This window comes from Streptomyces sp. NPDC043861, assembly GCF_056435905.1.
In genome coordinates this window covers 364,285-380,130 of the sequence record NZ_JBWKDP010000001.1, presented here as the reverse complement: position 1 = coordinate 380,130, position 15,846 = coordinate 364,285, and the positions used below count along the sequence as shown (strand labels likewise).

Annotated in this window: 13 protein-coding genes; 3 read left to right on the top strand and 10 right to left on the bottom strand. The window is 70.7% G+C overall.

Going from position 1 to position 15,846, the window contains the following annotated elements:
- Positions 1 to 390: 390 nt before the first annotated feature.
- The 3 genes from AC068D_RS01505 to allB all read right to left on the bottom strand — a co-directional run bounded on the left by AC068D_RS01505 (position 391) and on the right by allB (position 3,834).
- Positions 391 to 774: a hypothetical protein gene (locus AC068D_RS01505; RefSeq protein WP_478820872.1), complete on the bottom strand. Its 384-nt coding sequence runs from the start codon at positions 772 to 774 to the stop codon at positions 391 to 393.
- Between the two features lie 533 nt (positions 775 to 1,307).
- Positions 1,308 to 2,432, bottom strand: coding sequence for an allantoicase (gene alc, locus AC068D_RS01500; RefSeq protein WP_478821375.1), 1,125 nt, complete (start codon positions 2,430 to 2,432; stop codon positions 1,308 to 1,310).
- Position 2,433: 1 nt separating this feature from the next.
- Positions 2,434 to 3,834 carry an allantoinase AllB gene (gene allB, locus AC068D_RS01495; RefSeq protein ID WP_478820871.1) on the bottom strand — a complete coding sequence of 467 codons (1,401 nt, stop codon included), beginning with the start codon at positions 3,832 to 3,834 and terminating at the stop codon, positions 2,434 to 2,436.
- Between the two features lie 329 nt (positions 3,835 to 4,163).
- On the opposite strand from allB, the gene AC068D_RS01490 reads away from it, so the two are divergent.
- Positions 4,164 to 4,973, top strand: a complete 810-nt coding sequence (locus AC068D_RS01490; RefSeq protein WP_478820870.1) for an IclR family transcriptional regulator — start codon at positions 4,164 to 4,166, stop codon at positions 4,971 to 4,973.
- A gap of 130 nt (positions 4,974 to 5,103) precedes the next feature.
- Here AC068D_RS01490 and AC068D_RS01485 read toward each other — a convergent pair whose 3' ends face one another.
- Together AC068D_RS01485 and AC068D_RS01480 are read right to left on the bottom strand one after the other, a co-directional pair.
- The gene (locus tag AC068D_RS01485) at positions 5,104 to 5,814 is read right to left on the bottom strand and encodes a class I SAM-dependent methyltransferase (protein ID WP_478820869.1); all 711 of its coding nucleotides are present in this window, start codon (positions 5,812 to 5,814) and stop codon (positions 5,104 to 5,106) included.
- A 174-nt stretch (positions 5,815 to 5,988) separates the two neighbouring features.
- Complete coding sequence (locus tag AC068D_RS01480; protein WP_478820868.1) at positions 5,989 to 6,345, bottom strand: DUF5955 family protein; 357 nt, start codon at positions 6,343 to 6,345, stop codon at positions 5,989 to 5,991.
- A 311-nt stretch (positions 6,346 to 6,656) separates the two neighbouring features.
- Here AC068D_RS01480 and AC068D_RS01475 point away from each other — a divergent pair, with 311 nt between their 5' ends.
- On the top strand, positions 6,657 to 7,268 hold the full coding sequence (locus AC068D_RS01475) for a nucleotidyltransferase family protein (protein WP_478820867.1): 612 nt from the start codon (positions 6,657 to 6,659) through the stop codon (positions 7,266 to 7,268).
- A 249-nt stretch (positions 7,269 to 7,517) separates the two neighbouring features.
- Positions 7,518 to 9,140, top strand: a complete 1,623-nt coding sequence (aceB, locus tag AC068D_RS01470) for a malate synthase A (RefSeq protein WP_478820866.1) — start codon at positions 7,518 to 7,520, stop codon at positions 9,138 to 9,140.
- 433 nt (positions 9,141 to 9,573) lie between these two features.
- On the opposite strand, the gene AC068D_RS01465 is transcribed toward aceB, so the two are convergent.
- Genes AC068D_RS01465 through AC068D_RS01445 form a run of 5 tightly spaced genes read right to left on the bottom strand, consistent with a single transcriptional unit; the run spans position 9,574 to position 15,496 of the window.
- Complete coding sequence (locus tag AC068D_RS01465) at positions 9,574 to 10,602, bottom strand: ABC transporter ATP-binding protein (protein WP_478820865.1); 1,029 nt, start codon at positions 10,600 to 10,602, stop codon at positions 9,574 to 9,576.
- Positions 10,599 to 11,606, bottom strand: a complete 1,008-nt coding sequence (locus AC068D_RS01460) for an ABC transporter ATP-binding protein (protein WP_478820864.1) — start codon at positions 11,604 to 11,606, stop codon at positions 10,599 to 10,601. Before AC068D_RS01460 ends, AC068D_RS01465 begins: the two co-directional genes overlap by 4 nt.
- Complete coding sequence (locus AC068D_RS01455; RefSeq protein WP_478820863.1) at positions 11,606 to 12,592, bottom strand: ABC transporter permease; 987 nt, start codon at positions 12,590 to 12,592, stop codon at positions 11,606 to 11,608. The genes AC068D_RS01460 and AC068D_RS01455 overlap by 1 nt, the downstream gene beginning before the upstream one ends.
- Positions 12,589 to 13,734, bottom strand: coding sequence for an ABC transporter permease (locus AC068D_RS01450; protein ID WP_478820862.1), 1,146 nt, complete (start codon positions 13,732 to 13,734; stop codon positions 12,589 to 12,591). The genes AC068D_RS01455 and AC068D_RS01450 overlap by 4 nt, the downstream gene beginning before the upstream one ends.
- A gap of 13 nt (positions 13,735 to 13,747) precedes the next feature.
- Positions 13,748 to 15,496, bottom strand: coding sequence for an ABC transporter substrate-binding protein (locus AC068D_RS01445; RefSeq protein ID WP_478820861.1), 1,749 nt, complete (start codon positions 15,494 to 15,496; stop codon positions 13,748 to 13,750).
- Positions 15,497 to 15,846: the final 350 nt, after the last annotated feature.

The window sequence follows — 15,846 nt, the reverse complement described above, 5'->3', positions numbered from 1 at the left end:
GATGCGCGGCCGGATTCCGTCCGACGGCCGAGGCTCCTCGGCCGGGCCGTGGGCCGTGGGCCGGACCGTGGGCCGTGCCGGGCCGGGCCGTGGGCCGTGCCGGGCCGGGCCGTGGGCCGTGCCGGGCCGGGCCGTGGGCCGTGCCGGGCCGGGCCGTGGGCCGTGCCGGGCCGTGGGCCGGACCGTGCCGTGGGCCGTGGGCCGGACCGTGCCGTGGGCCGTGGGCCGGACCGTGCCGTGGGCCGTGGGCCGGACCGTGCCGTGGGCCGGACCGTGCCGTGGGCCGTGCCGGACCCGGTGCGGTGACCGGAAAGGTCACCTCGCGAGCATGCGCTGTTGCGTACGCCCCGGCGGATCGGCGCGCGGTGTCGGATGCGGCGCATCGCACCCTCAGTCGCCGGCCTCCTTCAGGCGGGTGACCTCGGCGAGGTGCTTGCTCGCCCTCCGGCCGGCCGTGCCGATGGCGAAGACGGTCCCGCCTGCCACGGCGAACGGCACGGAGCCCCCGAGGACTGCGAGCAGTTCGGGCCAGTCGCGTTCGGCGGCGCACCGACCGCCCTCCGCCGCACGCTCGTTGGCGGACTGCCGGTCGGCGAAGAAGGGCGAGCCGCACTCGGTCGAGCCGAAGCGGCTGTCGAGCGTGTACGGAGTGAAGAGAAGGAACGCGAACCACAGCCACAGCAGCCCGGCGACAGCGAGCAGGAGCACGCCCCAGCCCTGGGCGCGCTTGGCCTGTTCCCGGAAGTCCCGGTCGTACAGGTAATGAAGTCGCATGACGCAGGAACCTAGCAAGCTGCCGCCCGGCAGGCGCGGGCCGGTCCGCTGCGGACGGCCGCCCCGCCGCGGCGGTCTCACCCGGCGATCGAAGGCCCCGTACTCCGGCAGGCCGGCGGTCCGGTACGGGTGACCCCAACGCCCTTGCCTACCCCTGCGACAGGGGCGGTGCCCGCGCCTTCCGGCGCCGTCCCACGGGGATGGTGCACGGCCGGCCGCAACGGCGCCGCGCCGCAGCGCGACGGGTTTCGTCCGTCGCATGCGGGGGCCACCGCCGGGGGCATCGGTCGGCATCGCCGCCTGTGCCGTGGCTTCACCGGAACCACGTGGTGACAGGGCCATCGGATCCAGTACCGGGAGCGGCCGGGAGGGTCGTCGCAACGCGGACCTGACAACCGGGAGACGGGGCCCCGCACTTCGGGGCCCGGCACGGGGGGAGCACCCCGGGGCACAAGGGCTGCGCGCAGGCCGCGGAGTCCGCCGGGGTGCCGGTCGGTGCGCCCCCGCGGCCTTCGCGGGGGCGCACGGGCGTCTCAGCCGCCCAGTTCCTGGTGGCGGGCCGTCAGGCGGGCCGCTCCCTGCTCGGTGAGGGAGCCGAACAGCCGCAGCCGCGAGATGCCGCCGTCGGGATAGATGTCGATCCGCGCGTGGGTGCCGACGACCGGGACCTCGAGCACGAAGCGGTGGTTGGTGTCGGGCTGCAGACGTGTGCGCGGCAGTACCTCGGCCCACTCGCCCGAATCGCCGTCGCGGACGGAGAGGGACGCCCAGCCCGCGCTGTTGCCCTTCAGACACGCCGTGTCGATCTCGACGGCGCGGATCGCGGACTGTTCGACCAACTGGTAGCGAATCCAGTCGTTGCCCTTGTCACGGCGGCGGCGGGTCTCCCAGCCTTCGTCCATCTTGCCCGACCGCCCCGGCTGGATGGTGTTGGTGGCCGGCGAGTAGAAGCGGTCGGACGCGTCCTCGACCTGGCCCCCGTTCTCCAGCGCGACGACGTCGAACGTGCCGAGTGCATCGAGCCACCGCGGGTCCGGCGCGACCTCGCCGTACACCCGCAGCCGTGCGATGCCCCCGTCCGGGTGCTGGTTGACGCGGAGGTGGGTGAAGCGCTGCTCGACGTCGACGGCGAAGCCATTGGCGGCGTGGCCGCCGATCGCCGTGCACGGAACGAGGGTCGTCCACTTCACGTCGTCACCGAGAAGGGCCTCGGGCGAGGGCGAGCCCGGCACCGCGGTGGCCTCCACGGAGACCGCCTGCGGGTAGTTGCCCCGGAAGTGGGCGGTGTCGACGACGATGCCACGAACGACCCCGGGGGCGCCGAGCCGCACCAGTGCCCAGTCGTGGTCCTCGTCCGTCGGGTGCGGCAGCTCGGCCGAGGTGCCACGGCGGCGCCGGGTCTCCCAGCCGTCCATGATCTTGCCCTTGTGGCCGAAGTGCTCGGGGTCGAACTCTGCGGCCCCCGGCTTGAGCATGTTCTCGCGCTCGGCGAAGAACTCGTCGTTGGCGGCGATGACGCCCGCGCCGAGGCGCCGGTCGGCGAGGTCGACGCAGTGCGTGAAGGGGAACCCCGATGGGCCAGGCGTGCGGTAGTCGGCGTACGGGTCTCCGCCGCCGTACGGGCTCGCGTCACCGGTGAAGGAGGGTATCGCCACGATTTCAGTTGTTCCTTTCGAGCAGCAGGCCGATGGGCTCGGCGAGGGTGCCGTTCTCCACGATCCGCGTGCCGCGCAGCCATGTCGACTTCACGACACCGTCCAGGGTCCTTCCGGCGTATGCCGTGACCTGGTTGCGGTGATGGAGCTCGGCCGGGTCGACGGTGAAGGTCTCGTCGGGGGCGAACACGGCGAAGTCGGCGTCGCGGCCGGCCTCGATGGCGCCCTTCCGGGTCAGCCCCGCGAGGGCGGCCGGGGCGGATGCCATCCAGCGGACGACGTCCTCCAGGCTGTGACCACGTCTGCGGGCCTCGGTCCAGATCGCCGGGAGGCCGAGCTGGAGCGAGGAGATCCCGCCCCAGGCGGAGGCGAAGTCGGCGGTCTTGAGGTCGGTGGTGCACGGTGAGTGGTCGGAAACGATGCAGTCGATGGTGCCGTCGGCCAGCCCCGCCCACAGGGCGTCCTGGTTCTTCGCCTCGCGGATGGGCGGACAGCACTTGAACTCGGTCGCCCCGTCCGGGACTTCCTCGGCGGTGAGGGTGAGGAAGTGCGGGCAGGATTCGACCGAGACACGCACGCCTTCCGCCTTGGCCGCGGCGATCAGCGGAAGCGCGTCGCAGGACGACAGATGCAGAACGTGCACGCGGGCGTTCAACCGCCTGGCCTGGTCGATCAGATTCCCGATGGCGGTGTTCTCCGCGTCGCGCGGGCGGGAGGCGAGGAAGTCGGCGTACGCGGGGCCGCCCTTCTGCGGCGCCGCCGCCAGATGGTGCGGGTCCTCGGCGTGCACGATCAGCAGCCCGCCGAAGCCGGCGATCTCCGCCATGGACCGGGCGAGCTGCTCCTGGTCGAGCTCGGGGAACTCGTCCACACCCGACGGCGACAGGAAACACTTGAAGCCGAAGACGCCTGCCTCGAAGAGCGGGCGCAGGTCCTTGACGTTCCCGGGGACCGCCCCGCCCCAGAAGCCGGTGTCCACGTGCACCTTCGGCGCGGCCGTCTGCCGCTTGACACGGAGGTTGCCGACGGTGGTGGTGGGCGGGAGCGAGTTGAGGGGCATGTCGAGCAGCGTGGTGACGCCGCCTGCCGCCGCCGCACGGGTGGCGGTCCAGAAGCCCTCCCACTCGGTGCGGCCCGGGTCGTTCACATGGACATGGGTGTCGACGAGGCCGGGCAGGACGACGTCGTCCCCGACGTCCTCGAGATGTGCTCCCGCCGGCACGGCGGCGTCGTACGGCAGCACTCCGGCGATCCGTCCGCCGGCGACGGCGACCGACGCAGCGCGCGTACCTCCCGGGGTGATGACGCGTGTCGAGCGCAGCACCAGGTTCACGGCGTTCGCGTCCCTCACCGGGCAGCCGTGGTTCACGGCATGCCCACTGTTCGCGTCGTTCACGGCGTTCATGTCCACCTCGGACACCCGCGGCCTCACTTCCATTCCGCACTTCGAAAATTCAACGAACTGTTGAAGGAGTCTTCACTCCCGGCCCACGCCCGTCAAGCCCCCCTCCCTTACGACCCACACCCTTGCGTGATTCCGTGAAGTGGAAATATCATTTCGCCATCCAGAACTTAGCTGTCCATGGTGCTGGGCTTCGGGAGAGCGCCCAGGGGTCCGTCAACCACCGGCGCATGCGCCCTGACCGGCCAGGACGCCTTGACGTGGGGCGATGTGCCGCACCCGGCCGCCCGGTAGGCTGACAACTTGCCCGCCCGCCTGAAAGGACCGTTGACGTGTCGACGTCCAGCGCCAGCACCACCGACGCCGCCAAGCCCGCCTCCAACAGCGGCGGCGTCCAGTCCCTCGAGCGCGCCTTCGATCTGCTCGAGCGGATGGCCGATGCCGGGGGCGAGGTCGGGCTGAGCGAACTCTCCGCCAGCAGCGGGCTCCCGCTGCCCACCATCCACCGGCTGATGCGCACCCTGGTCGCCTGCGGTTACGTCCGCCAGCAGCCGAACCGGCGCTACGCCCTGGGTCCCCGCCTGATCCGCCTCGGCGAGTCCGCCTCCCGACTGCTCGGCACCTGGGCGCGCCCGTATCTCGCCCGCCTCGTCGAGGAGACCGGCGAGACCGCGAACATGGCGCTGCTCGACGGGGACGAGATCGTCTATGTGGCGCAGGTGCCGTCGAAGCACTCGATGCGCATGTTCACCGAGGTCGGCCGCCGGGTCCTGCCGCACTCCACGGGTGTGGGCAAGGCACTGCTCGCGAGCACCCCTCCGGACGAGGTGCGCGCGCTGCTCGCCCGCACCGGCATGCCGGCCGCCACCGAGAAGACGATCACGACTCCTGAAGGCTTCCTGGAGGCCCTCGAGCAGGTCCGCCACGCCGGGTACGCGGTGGACGACAACGAGCAGGAGATCGGCGTCCGCTGCCTCGCGGTCTCGGTGCCCAACTCCCCCACAGCCGCCGCGATCTCGATCTCCGGACCGGCGGGCCGGGTGACCGAGGCGGCGACGGAGAGGATCGTCCCGATCCTGCAGACGGTGGCGAAGGAGCTCTCCGAGGCCCTGGCGAACACCTCGGCCCCGCCGCAGGGCTGAGCCACGCGCTGTGTGCGCCGAGCGCCGCTGCGCCGCCTCCGGGGACCGCCACCGCGTCCTCTACGTACGCGGTACGCCACCCGGCACGGCCACCCGGCACGCGACTGCGGCTACGGGCACGACAGCAGTGTCAGATCCGGCGCGCGACCAGCAGTGCGGCGCGGGGGCTGCCGTCCTTCCGGTGCCCCAGTCCGGTCATCGGCAGCAGTTCGACCGCGAATCCCGCCCGCTCCAGCTCGGGACGTACCTCTGCGAGCGGGAACGTCCGGTAGTACATGACGAAGCGGGGCCACCAGAACGCGTTGCGCACGCGCATCGCGGCATCGAAGCCGAGCGTCGCCCAGTACGGCCATGAGCCGGGGCTCGGCGGGGCGCCGACGGGGAAGGCGAAGATGCCGCCCGGGCGCAGCACGGAACGCACCTGTGCGAACAGGCCGGGCCGCTCCTTCGGCAGGAAGTGCCCGAACGCCCCGAAGCTCATGACCAGATCGAAGACCGGTGCGAAGGGCAGGGCCCGCACATCGGCCCGGACCCAGTCGCTCTTCCCATGGGCGTTCCGCGCCACGTCGAGCATGCCCGAGCTGAAGTCCACGCCGACGGCTCGCTCCCGGCAGACCTCCTCCAGAACCCGGGTTCCTGCTCCCGTGCCGCAGCACAGGTCGAGCCCGGACCCGAACGGGCCCAGCGGCCGGAGTGCACGGACGACCTCGTCGAGGATCCGCTCCGGTGTGCGGAAGGGCGTCGAGTCGAACTTCGGCGCGAGCAGGTCGTACCCGTGCTCGACCGAGGAGAGCGCCTGGACGGTGAGCTCACGGAGCGTGGGACCTTGATTGGTGAACATCACCGCTCAGCCTAGGGCCTCTCGTTTGGATCCTGCCGGGCCGAACGAAAGACCCTAGCCCAGTACGAGGACACCCCTCCGCCTGACGATGCTTCCCCTCGACCCTGGCGGGCCCTGGGAGACCCCATGCATCCGACGCCGCGCGCCGATCCACCAGAGATTACGGGACAGCCCTCAGTCGGCCCCGGCGTCACCGGTCGGGTCCGGGCAGATTCCCGTTCCGCCCGCCGGCTCACCGAAGAGCTCCACCGCGTTCCTCACGTTCGTCAGCCCGGGCGCGAGCGCGCTGACGGAGCCGATCGAACCGACGATCAGGAGCAGAGAGCGCCGCAGCCGCCGGATCTCCGGCACCCCGCCGACCGCCATGGCGTCCATCGCCGCCAACTCGTCCTCGGCTATCCCGCGGTCGGCGAACTCGACGGGATAGCCTGCCAGTTCGCGGCGGAGCCGGGAAACGGCGGAGCGCAGCTCCGCCACCCTTGGGTCCTCACCGCTCCGTGTCACCCGCGTCTGCCCCACGCTCCGCAACAAGGTCTCCCCCCTTGCACGTCGTTCTGCCCGGTGCACGACCCGCCGACGGTGGTCGAATGCCTGGGGCCGCGGCCAGTTAACGCCATAGCGTGCGGACTCCGCCACTCCGTGGCACGAAATTCAGCTCGACGTGTCGACTTCGAGCGCCTTGCGCCAGATCGTCAGATCGTCAGATCGAGCTTGATGCAGTTGCTCGGATCCGGTTCGGGGGCTGAATCCCTTCACGGTGCCCTGGTGAACTCCGGTATCGGAACGGCACCCTGTCCAAGGTCGTCGAGGCATCCCGGTGCTCGATGCGGTAAGCAGGGTGCATGGCTCACACTTCAGACAAACCGCAGGTGGCAGGGCTGGTGCTGGCAGCCGGCGGCGGCAGTCGGCTGGGCGGTCGCCCGAAGGCGCTGCTCGAACACCGCGGCCGCCCCCTGGTGGAGAACGCGGTCCGCACGCTCCGGGCGGGCGGCTGCCGTTCCGTGCACGTGGTCCTGGGCGCGGCGGCGGACACGGTGCTGCGGCGGGCCGACCTGTCGGGCTGTGTCGTGTCCGTCAACCCGGACTGGGAGGAGGGGATGGGCTCCTCGCTCCGCACCGGTCTCGCATCCCTCACCAGTGCGGGCGGGGAGCCGGACGCGGTCCTGGTCTCGCTGGTGGACCAGCCCGGCATCGGGGCCGCGGCCGTCGCCCGGGTGGTCGCCGCGTACGACTCGCCCGCCGCACTCGTTTCGGCGGCGTACGACGGGAGGCGCGGCCATCCGGTCCTCTTCGGCGTCGCCCGGTGGGAGTCGGTCGCCGGGCGGGCGTCGGGCGACCGCGGGGCCCGGGACTATCTGAAGGAGCACGAGCAGGAGATCACGCTCGTCGAGTGCGGCGATGTGGCGGAGCCGTACGACATCGACACCCCCGAGGATCTGGCGCACCTCGAGTGAGCGATGTGGCGGCGCACGTTGAGTGAGCGGCGTGGCACCCAGCGCCACGGTCTGTCGACCCGGAGAATCTCGACGTCAACAAACCATTGAACTTCCACCATGCGGTAACTACTATCCACAGATCAGAAGCACCCTCTGCCCCAGACGGCGCCGAGGACCGTGTACCGGAGCCCTGGCACCGAGTGCCGTGCCAGAGCCCGGCGGCCGCCCCGCACCGTCCGTGAAGCTCGCTGAAGGAAGTGACCACTCATGTCCGCACCAGCGCCGTCCCCGCTGGCCACCGTCGAAGCCGAGCCCCTGCCACGGCAGGACGAGGTCCTCTCCGACGCGGCACTCGCCTTCGTGGCCGAGCTGCACCGGCGGTTCACGCCCCGGCGTGATGAACTCCTCGCCCGCCGCGCGGACCGCCGCGCCGAGATCGCCCGCACCAGCACCCTCGACTTCCTCCCGGAGACCGCACGGATCCGCGAGGACGACAGCTGGAAGGTCGCACCGGCCCCGGCCGCGCTGAACGACCGCCGCGTCGAGATCACCGGTCCGACCGACCGCAAGATGACCATCAACGCCCTCAACTCGGGCGCGAAGGTCTGGCTCGCCGACTTCGAGGACGCTTCCGCCCCCACCTGGGAGAACGTGATCCTCGGCCAGCTCAATCTGATCGACGCCTATGAGCGCCGCATCGACTTCACCGATGCCCGCACCGGAAAGACGTACGCTCTGCGCCCCGCAGCCGAACTGGCCACGGTCGTGATGCGCCCCCGGGGCTGGCACCTGGACGAGCGCCATCTGCGTGTCGACGGCCGCCCGGTCCCGGGAGCACTGGTCGACTTCGGCCTGTACTTCTTCCACAACGCCAAGCGGCTCATCGACCTGGGCAAGGGACCGTACTTCTACCTCCCGAAGACGGAGTCGCACCTGGAGGCCCGCCTCTGGAACGACGTCTTCGTCTTCGCCCAGGAGTACGTCGGCATCCCGCACGGCACGGTCCGGGCCACCGTGCTGATCGAGACGATCACCGCGGCGTACGAGATGGACGAGATCCTCTACGAACTCCGCGACCACGCCGCAGGACTCAACGCCGGCCGCTGGGACTATCTCTTCTCCATCGTCAAGAACTTCCGTGACGGCGGCACGAAGTTCGTCCTCCCGGACCGCAACGCCGTCACGATGACAGCCCCGTTCATGCGCGCCTACACCGAACTCCTGGTCCGCACCTGCCACAAGCGCGGCGCCCATGCCATCGGCGGCATGGCCGCCTTCATCCCGTCCCGCAAGGACGCGGAGGTCAACCAGGTCGCCTTCGAGAAGGTCAAGGCCGACAAGGACCGCGAGGCCGCCGACGGCTTCGACGGTTCGTGGGTCGCCCACCCCGACCTGGTGCCGATCGCCATGGCCTCCTTCGACGCGGTGCTCGGCGACAGGCCCAACCAGAAGGACCGCCTCCGCGAGGACGTCTCGGTCGCGCCGGGCGATCTCATCGCCATCGACTCCCTGGACGCCACGCCGACCTACGCGGGGCTGCGCAACGCCGTCCAGGTCGGCATCCGTTACATCGAGGCATGGCTGCGCGGCCTCGGCGCCGTCGCCATCTTCAACCTCATGGAGGACGCGGCCACCGCCGAGATCTCCCGCTCCCAGATCTGGCAGTGGATCAACGCGGGCGTGGTCTTCGAGAACGGTGAGACCGCAACCCCGGAGCTGGCCCGCAAGGTCGCCGCCGAGGAACTCGCGGCGATCCGCGAGGAGATCGGCGAGGACGCCTTCGCGGCGGGCAAGTGGCAGCAGGCCCACGACCTGCTGCTGCACGTCTCCCTGGACGCGGACTACGCGGACTTCCTGACCCTCCCCGCCTACGAGCAGCTGGTCGGCTGAGCCCCACACCGCCCCACGAAGCCGCCCCCCTGGTACCGCACGGCACCGGGGGGCGGCTCGTATCCGGGGGCGGGAAGCCGTCGGATCCCTTGACGGTCGCCTGTCCGGCCCGTGGGTCGCCGTATGAAGGTTCGGGACGCGCACGGCCGCGCACACGGCAGACCGCGCCGCATCGGTGCGACCGGCGCCGTCAGCGCCCCCCTCGCCACCGGTCAGGGCGGGCCCTGCGCACATGCGGGCGCCCCCTCGCCGCCCGCCCATGGCCGGAAACCTGCATCCGGTGGGGCGGACCCCGGAGCGCAACCCCGGACAGGCGAGGACGACGACATCTCGGCCATACGGATCCGGGCCGCCGTGTCCGGATGGCCCGGCCGCAGCCGTGGGCCCTCCGTCCTGCCGCGGCGCGCCGTGTGCCGTGTGCCGTGTGCCGTGTTCAGTCACCCGGAAAGTGGCACGCCACCTCCCTGCTCTCGCCGGGACCCCCGATCCGCAGCAGCGGCTGCTCGGTCCGGCAGATCTGCTGTGCCTTGGGGCAGCGGGGATGGAAGGTGCAGCCGGACGGGGGTGAGGCAGGGCTGGGCGGGTCGCCGAGGAGGGTGATTCGCTCACGTCGCCGCTCGGCCGCCGGATCCGGCAGGGGTACGGCAGAGAGCAGCGCACGGGTGTAGGGGTGCTGCGGACTTCCGTACACCTGGTGCCTGCCGCCGATCTCGACGATCCGGCCGAGGTACATCACGGCGACCCGGTCGCAGACCCGTCTGACGACGGAGAGGTCGTGCGCGATGAACACGTACGCGAGGCCGAGCTCCCCGCGCAGCGTTTCCATGAGGTTGACGATCTGCGCCTGCACCGAGACGTCGAGGGCCGAGACCGGCTCGTCGGCGACGACGAGCCGGGGGCCGGTGGCGAGTGAGCGGGCGATCCCGATGCGCTGCGCCTGGCCGCCGGAGAACTCGTGCGGGTAGCGGTGGAGGTGCTCCGGGACGAGGCCGACGAGATCCATGAGCTCCGCTGCCCGCCGCCGGGCGTCGGATTGACTCCAGCCCTGCACGAGCAGCGGGTCGGCGATGATCCGGGCGACCGTCTGGCGGGGGTTGAGGGAGGAGTGCGGATCCTGGAAGACCATTTGCAGGTCCTTGCGCAGCGGACGCAGCGAGCCCGCCGGCAGGTGGCTGATGTCCGTTCCCTCGAAGACGACGGACCCGGCAGTGGGTTCCAGCAACCGGACGATCATCCGCCCCGTCGTGGACTTCCCGCAGCCCGACTCGCCGACCAGTCCCAGCGTCTCCCCCGCCGCCACGTCGAAGCTCACTCCGTCGACCGCCCTGACGGGCGCGCCGCGTCGACCCGTGCGGCCGCGTCTTCCGGGAAACCACATGGCGAGGTCCCGTACGGACAGCAGCGCGGTCCCGGCCCGTGGGGTCGTGGGCGGCGCAACGGTCGCACCTCTGGTCCCGGTCATCGAGACACCTCCTTCACCGGCACCGACAGATGGCATGCCGACAGATGAGCCGTGTCGTCGAGGGGTACGAGGACGGGGCGTTCGGTGGTGCAGCGCTGCCGTTCCTCGGCCTCGGCCGAGGTCGCGAGCGCGCAGCGAGGTGCGAACGCACAGCCGGGCGCCGGGGTGAGCAGCGAGGGCGGGGTGCCGGGGATCGCCCGCAGCGGCGCGTCGCCCCTGTCGTCGAGACGCGGCAGCGAGTCCAGCAGGCCCCGGGTGTAGGGGTGGGCGGGGTGGGCGAACAGCTCGTCCACGGGGGCCTGTTCGGCCGCCCGGCCGCCGTACATCACCAGGACCTCGTGGGCGACCCGGGCCACCACCCCCAGATCGTGGGTGATCATGACGACGCCGAGTCCGCGCTCCTCCTGGAGCCGGACGATGAGCTCGAGGATCTGAGCCTGGACGGTGACGTCCAGCGCGGTGGTCGGCTCGTCGGCGATGAGCAGGGCGGGCTCGCACGCGAGTGCCATGGCGATCATGGCGCGCTGGCGCATTCCGCCGGAGAACTGGTGCGGGTACTCCCCCGCCCTGCGCGCCGGTTCGGGAATTCCGACCTCGCCGAGCATGTCCACGGCGCGGCGGCGGGCTGCGGCCCGGCCGGAGCGGAAGTGGACTCGGAAGTGTTCCGCGATCTGCTCACCGACCGTGTAGTAGGGGTGGAGGCTCGACAACGGATCCTGGAAGATCATCGCCATTCGCCGTCCGCGCAGCCTGGACAGCTCCTTCTCGGACATCCCCGTCAGTTCCCGACCGTCGAAGGCGATGGAGCCCGTCACCCGGGTCCTGCCGCGGTGCAGGCCCATGACGGCGAGTGAACTGACGGACTTCCCGGACCCGGACTCGCCGACGATGCCGAGGGTGCGGCCGGCTTCGACGGTGAAGCCGATGGAGTCGACGGCCCGGACCGGGCCTGCGTCGGTGGTGAACGTGACGTGCAGGTCGCGTACTTCCAGCAGCGGCGGCATCAGTACCTCACTCTCGGGTCGACGACGGCGTAGAGGAGGTCGACGGCCAGATTGGCGACGACGATGAAGAAGGCGGCGAGCAGGGTGACGCCGAGGACCACGGGCTGGTCGGCGTTGACGAGGGCCCCGTAGAAGAGCCGACCGATGCCCGGAAGTCCGAAGATGGACTCGGTGATCACGGCGCCGGCGAGGAGTCCGCCGAGGTCCATGCCGAAGATGGTGAGGATGGGCGTCATTCCTGAGCGCAGCCCGTGCTTGACGATCACGGTGCGCTCGGGCATGCCCTTGGCCCGGGCCGTGCGGATGTACGGCTCCGCCATCGCCTCGATCATCGAACCGCGGCTCTGCCGGGCGTACATGGCCGCATACAGCAGGGCGAGCGCGGTCCACGGCAGCAGGAGATTGGACGCCCAGCCCAGTGGATCGGCCGTGAACTCCTGGTAGGCGGGGTAGGGCAGCAGCCCTGCGGTTCGGATCACGCCGTAGATCAGGACGACCGAGGTGAAGTAGACGGGCAGGGAGGCGGCGGCGACCGCACCGACCATGAGGGCGCGGTCCGTGAGCGTGTCCTTGCGCAGGGCGGCGGTGACGCCGGCTCCCAGTCCGAGCAGCAGCCACAGCACTGCGGCGCCGATCGCGAGGGAGGCGGAGACAGGGAGTCGGTCCAGGAGCAGGTCCCATACGGGGAGCGAGTTCTCGTACGAGTAGCCGAGGCAGGGGAAGTCGCACTGCACGGCGTACTGCCCGGTGCCCAGGGTGCGGCCGGTGAAGATGCCGGTGAGGAAGTCGGCGAACTGCCGCCACAGCGGCTGGTCGAGTCCGAGATGGTGGCGTACGGCGTCCAGCCGTTCCGGGCTGCATGACTTCCCGCAGGCAGCGGCGGCCGGATCGGACGGCAGGACGTAGAAGATGACGAAGGTGGCGCCGGCGATGGCGAGCAGGACTCCCGCCACCGCGGCCAGGCGGCGTGCCAGGTAGACGGTCATGTACGGCCGCCCCTCGGATCCAGGACGTCCCTCAACGCGTCCCCGAGCAGAGTGAAGGCGAGCACCGCCAGGAAGAGAAAGGTGCTCGGGATGAAGAAGTACATCGGGTCCGTCTCGTAGAAGGCGACGCTCTCGGCGATCATCTGGCCCCATGACGGGGTGGGCGGGCGGACGCCGACGCCCAGATAGCTGAGGGCGGCCTCGGTGCTGATCATTCCGGGGACGAGCAGGGTCGTGTAGGCGATGACGGGGCCCGAGACACCGGGGAGGATGTCGCGGGTGAGGATGCGCCACGGGCCGGATCCGGCGACTCGGGCGGCGTCGACGTATTCGCGGTGTTTGAGGGAGAGGGTCTGGCCGCGTACGACGCGGGCGACGCCGGGCCAGCCGAAGAACCCGATGACGGCGGTCATCAGCACGATCCTGTTCGCGTCCTTCGCCACCGACATCACCGCGATCATGAAGATGAGCGAGGGGAAGGACATGGTGAGGTCCATCAGCCGGCTCAGAACGGTGTCGGTGCGGCCGCCGAAGTACCCCGCGACGATGCCTGCGGCGGTTCCCGCGATCACCACGATGGCGGTGGCGGTGAAGGCGATGAGGAGGGAGACCTGGGCTCCGTGCACAACACGGGCGAACAGGTCGCGGCCGGTGACGGGTTCGACGCCGAGCCAGTGCTCGGTGCCGATCCCGCCGAGGGGGCCGAGCGGAAGTCCACCGAGATAGGGGTCGATGGCGCTCTTGTCGAATGCGTCGGGGGTCCAGCCGCCGAGCGCGCTCAGCCACGGGGCAGTGAGGGCCATGAGGACGAAGACGACGACCACGGCAAGGCTGACCCGGGCGGACGGCCGGCGCCCCAGCTCCCTCCGGACAAGCAGCCAGGGGCTGCTTTCCGGGGGAACGGCATGCGGCGCGGCGGCAGTTGCCGGGTCGGCGGCGGGGCGGAGCGTGGCATCGAATGCGGGGCGGGCGGCAGGACCGGGCGCGGGAGCGGGTGCCGAGTCCGTCCCAGGGGTGGACACGGGTGGTGCGGGCTCTGTGGCAGGAGCGGGTCCGGGCCCGGTGGTGAGGCCGGGAACGGCCCGGGCTGCGGAGCCGGGCGCCGGGCCGGATCCGGGAGCATCCGGGGCGGGTGCGGTCATGGTCGGCGCACCCTCAACCCTGGCTCTTCGACGGGTCCTTGAGACCGACCGTCGCATAGTCGAGCTGGCCGACCCAGACGGGATGGCCGAAGGCTCCCGCAACATTGGAGCCGATCAGCAGCGGCTTGCGCTTCAGCACCAGCGGCACCGCCGGGGACTTGGCGAGTATCCGTGCGTCCAGATCGATCCAGGCCAGGTTGGCCTTCCGCGCGTCCGTCATGGCGTTGATCTCGTCGATCCGCCTGGAGGTCGGCTCGTCCCGGAACTGCGAGTAGTTGCCGGAGTTGCCCTTCTCCTTGATGGTGCGGCCGTCGAACACGAACGGGAGGAAGGTGGAGCCCGACGGGTAGTCGGGACACCAGCCGGACATCACCATGTCGGGCGCGCTTCCGGTGTCGCCGATGGCGTCGTAGTAGGCGCCCGGGTCCACGGTGTCGATGGTGACCTTCACGCCCACGCGTGCCAGGCCCTGTTGAAGCGCCTCGGCCTTCGTCTTGTCCCCCGTCGAGACGGTGATGGTCGTGTTGAAGCCGTTCGCCTTGCCTGCGGCCTTGAGCAGTGCTTTCGCCCTGCCAGGATCGCCGGCAGGAGCGATCTTCAGAGTGTCGGCCTGCCTGCCTCCGGTCAGTGCGGGCGGCAGATAGGCGGTGGCGATGTCGTTGAGCGCCGGGCCGCCGCCCGCGGTGACCAGGGCCTCCTTGTCGACGGCGTACTGCATGGCCTCGCGGACCCTGGGGTCGTCGAACGGGGCCCGGGAGGTGTTGAGCTGGAGCATCTCGGTGCAGCCCTGTGACTCGGCGAGCAGTCTCTGTCTGACGCCGGTGTCGCCCAGTACCTTCGGCACGCTCTCGGGACGTACGTCGGACCACTGCACGGTGGAGGCGTCGGCGCCGCTGCTCGCGATGATGCGGTCGTCGATCTGACCGCCCTTGAGCCCCATGAGGACCACGAATCTGTCCGGGTAGGCCTTGCGGACCGGGTCGGTCCTGGGGTCCCAGTGCTCGTTGCGGACGAGGACGAGCTTCTTGTCGCGGTCGTACGACTCGATCCTGTACGGCCCGGAGGAGAACGGCCGCGCATCGTAGCGGGCTCCCTTCTCCTGGGACTGCGGGACCGGGGCGAAGGTGGGCAGGGTCGCGGTCGAGGCGAAGTCGGCCACGGGGCGGCTCAGTTCGAAGACGATCGTGCGCTTGTCCGGAGCCTTCACCGAGTCGAGGTGCTTGCCTGTGAGCGGGCCGGCGTAGCCCTTGGTGCCCGCGAGGTAGCGGGCGGCGTAGTCGGGGCCGCCGGTGAGGTCCGGGGAGAAGGAGCGCTCGACGTTGTACTTGATGTCCTGGGCGATGACGGGCGAGCCGTCCTCGTACTTCACTCCCTCCTTGAGGGTGAAGGTCCAGGTCCGCCCGCCATTGGACGGGGTGCCGAGATCTGTGGCGAGGTCGGGGACGATCTCGCTGCCGGCGCTGCCCGGCTCGGACTTGAAGGTGACGAGCGTGCGGTAGAGCAGACGAGTGCCGAAGTCCATGGTCGGCATGACCCAGTTGCGGGCCGGGTCGAGGTGGGCGAAGTCCTGGTTGGACAGGATCGTCAGGGTGCCGCCCTTGGCAGGAGTGCCACCGAGGATCTTGCCCTCGTTGGCGGCAGCGGGATTGTTCCTGCTGCCGCCTTCGCCCGCCTTCCTCGTGGTGTCGGAGCAGCCGGAGGCTCCGATGGCCAGTGCGGTCACCAGGGCGGTGGTGAGCGCGAGTTGGGTGCGCTTGGTCATGTGGGTCACTTCCCGTGAGGGCAACACTCAGGATGTGACCTGTAACATAGTAATGTGAAATTGCACTGACAAGACGTCTGCACCGCCGTTTTCCGGCCGGCCCCTCACCGCCCAAACCCGCCTCGTCGTCGATGATGTGAGGCAACGTCGGCCCGACGATCGCGGCCCTTGCCGTGGCGGGGCCTTCTCCCTGACGTGGCCCGAGGCTGCGCGGCGCCTCCACATGGTGGCGGGTCCACGACGCCGGCCGAACGCTCTGGTGCCCCGCCGCTGGTCGCGAAGCAGTGACGGGGCGCTGTCATATACGGGCCGGTGGGACCATCCGCTCAATCGCCGTCGCAGGTCGCGGT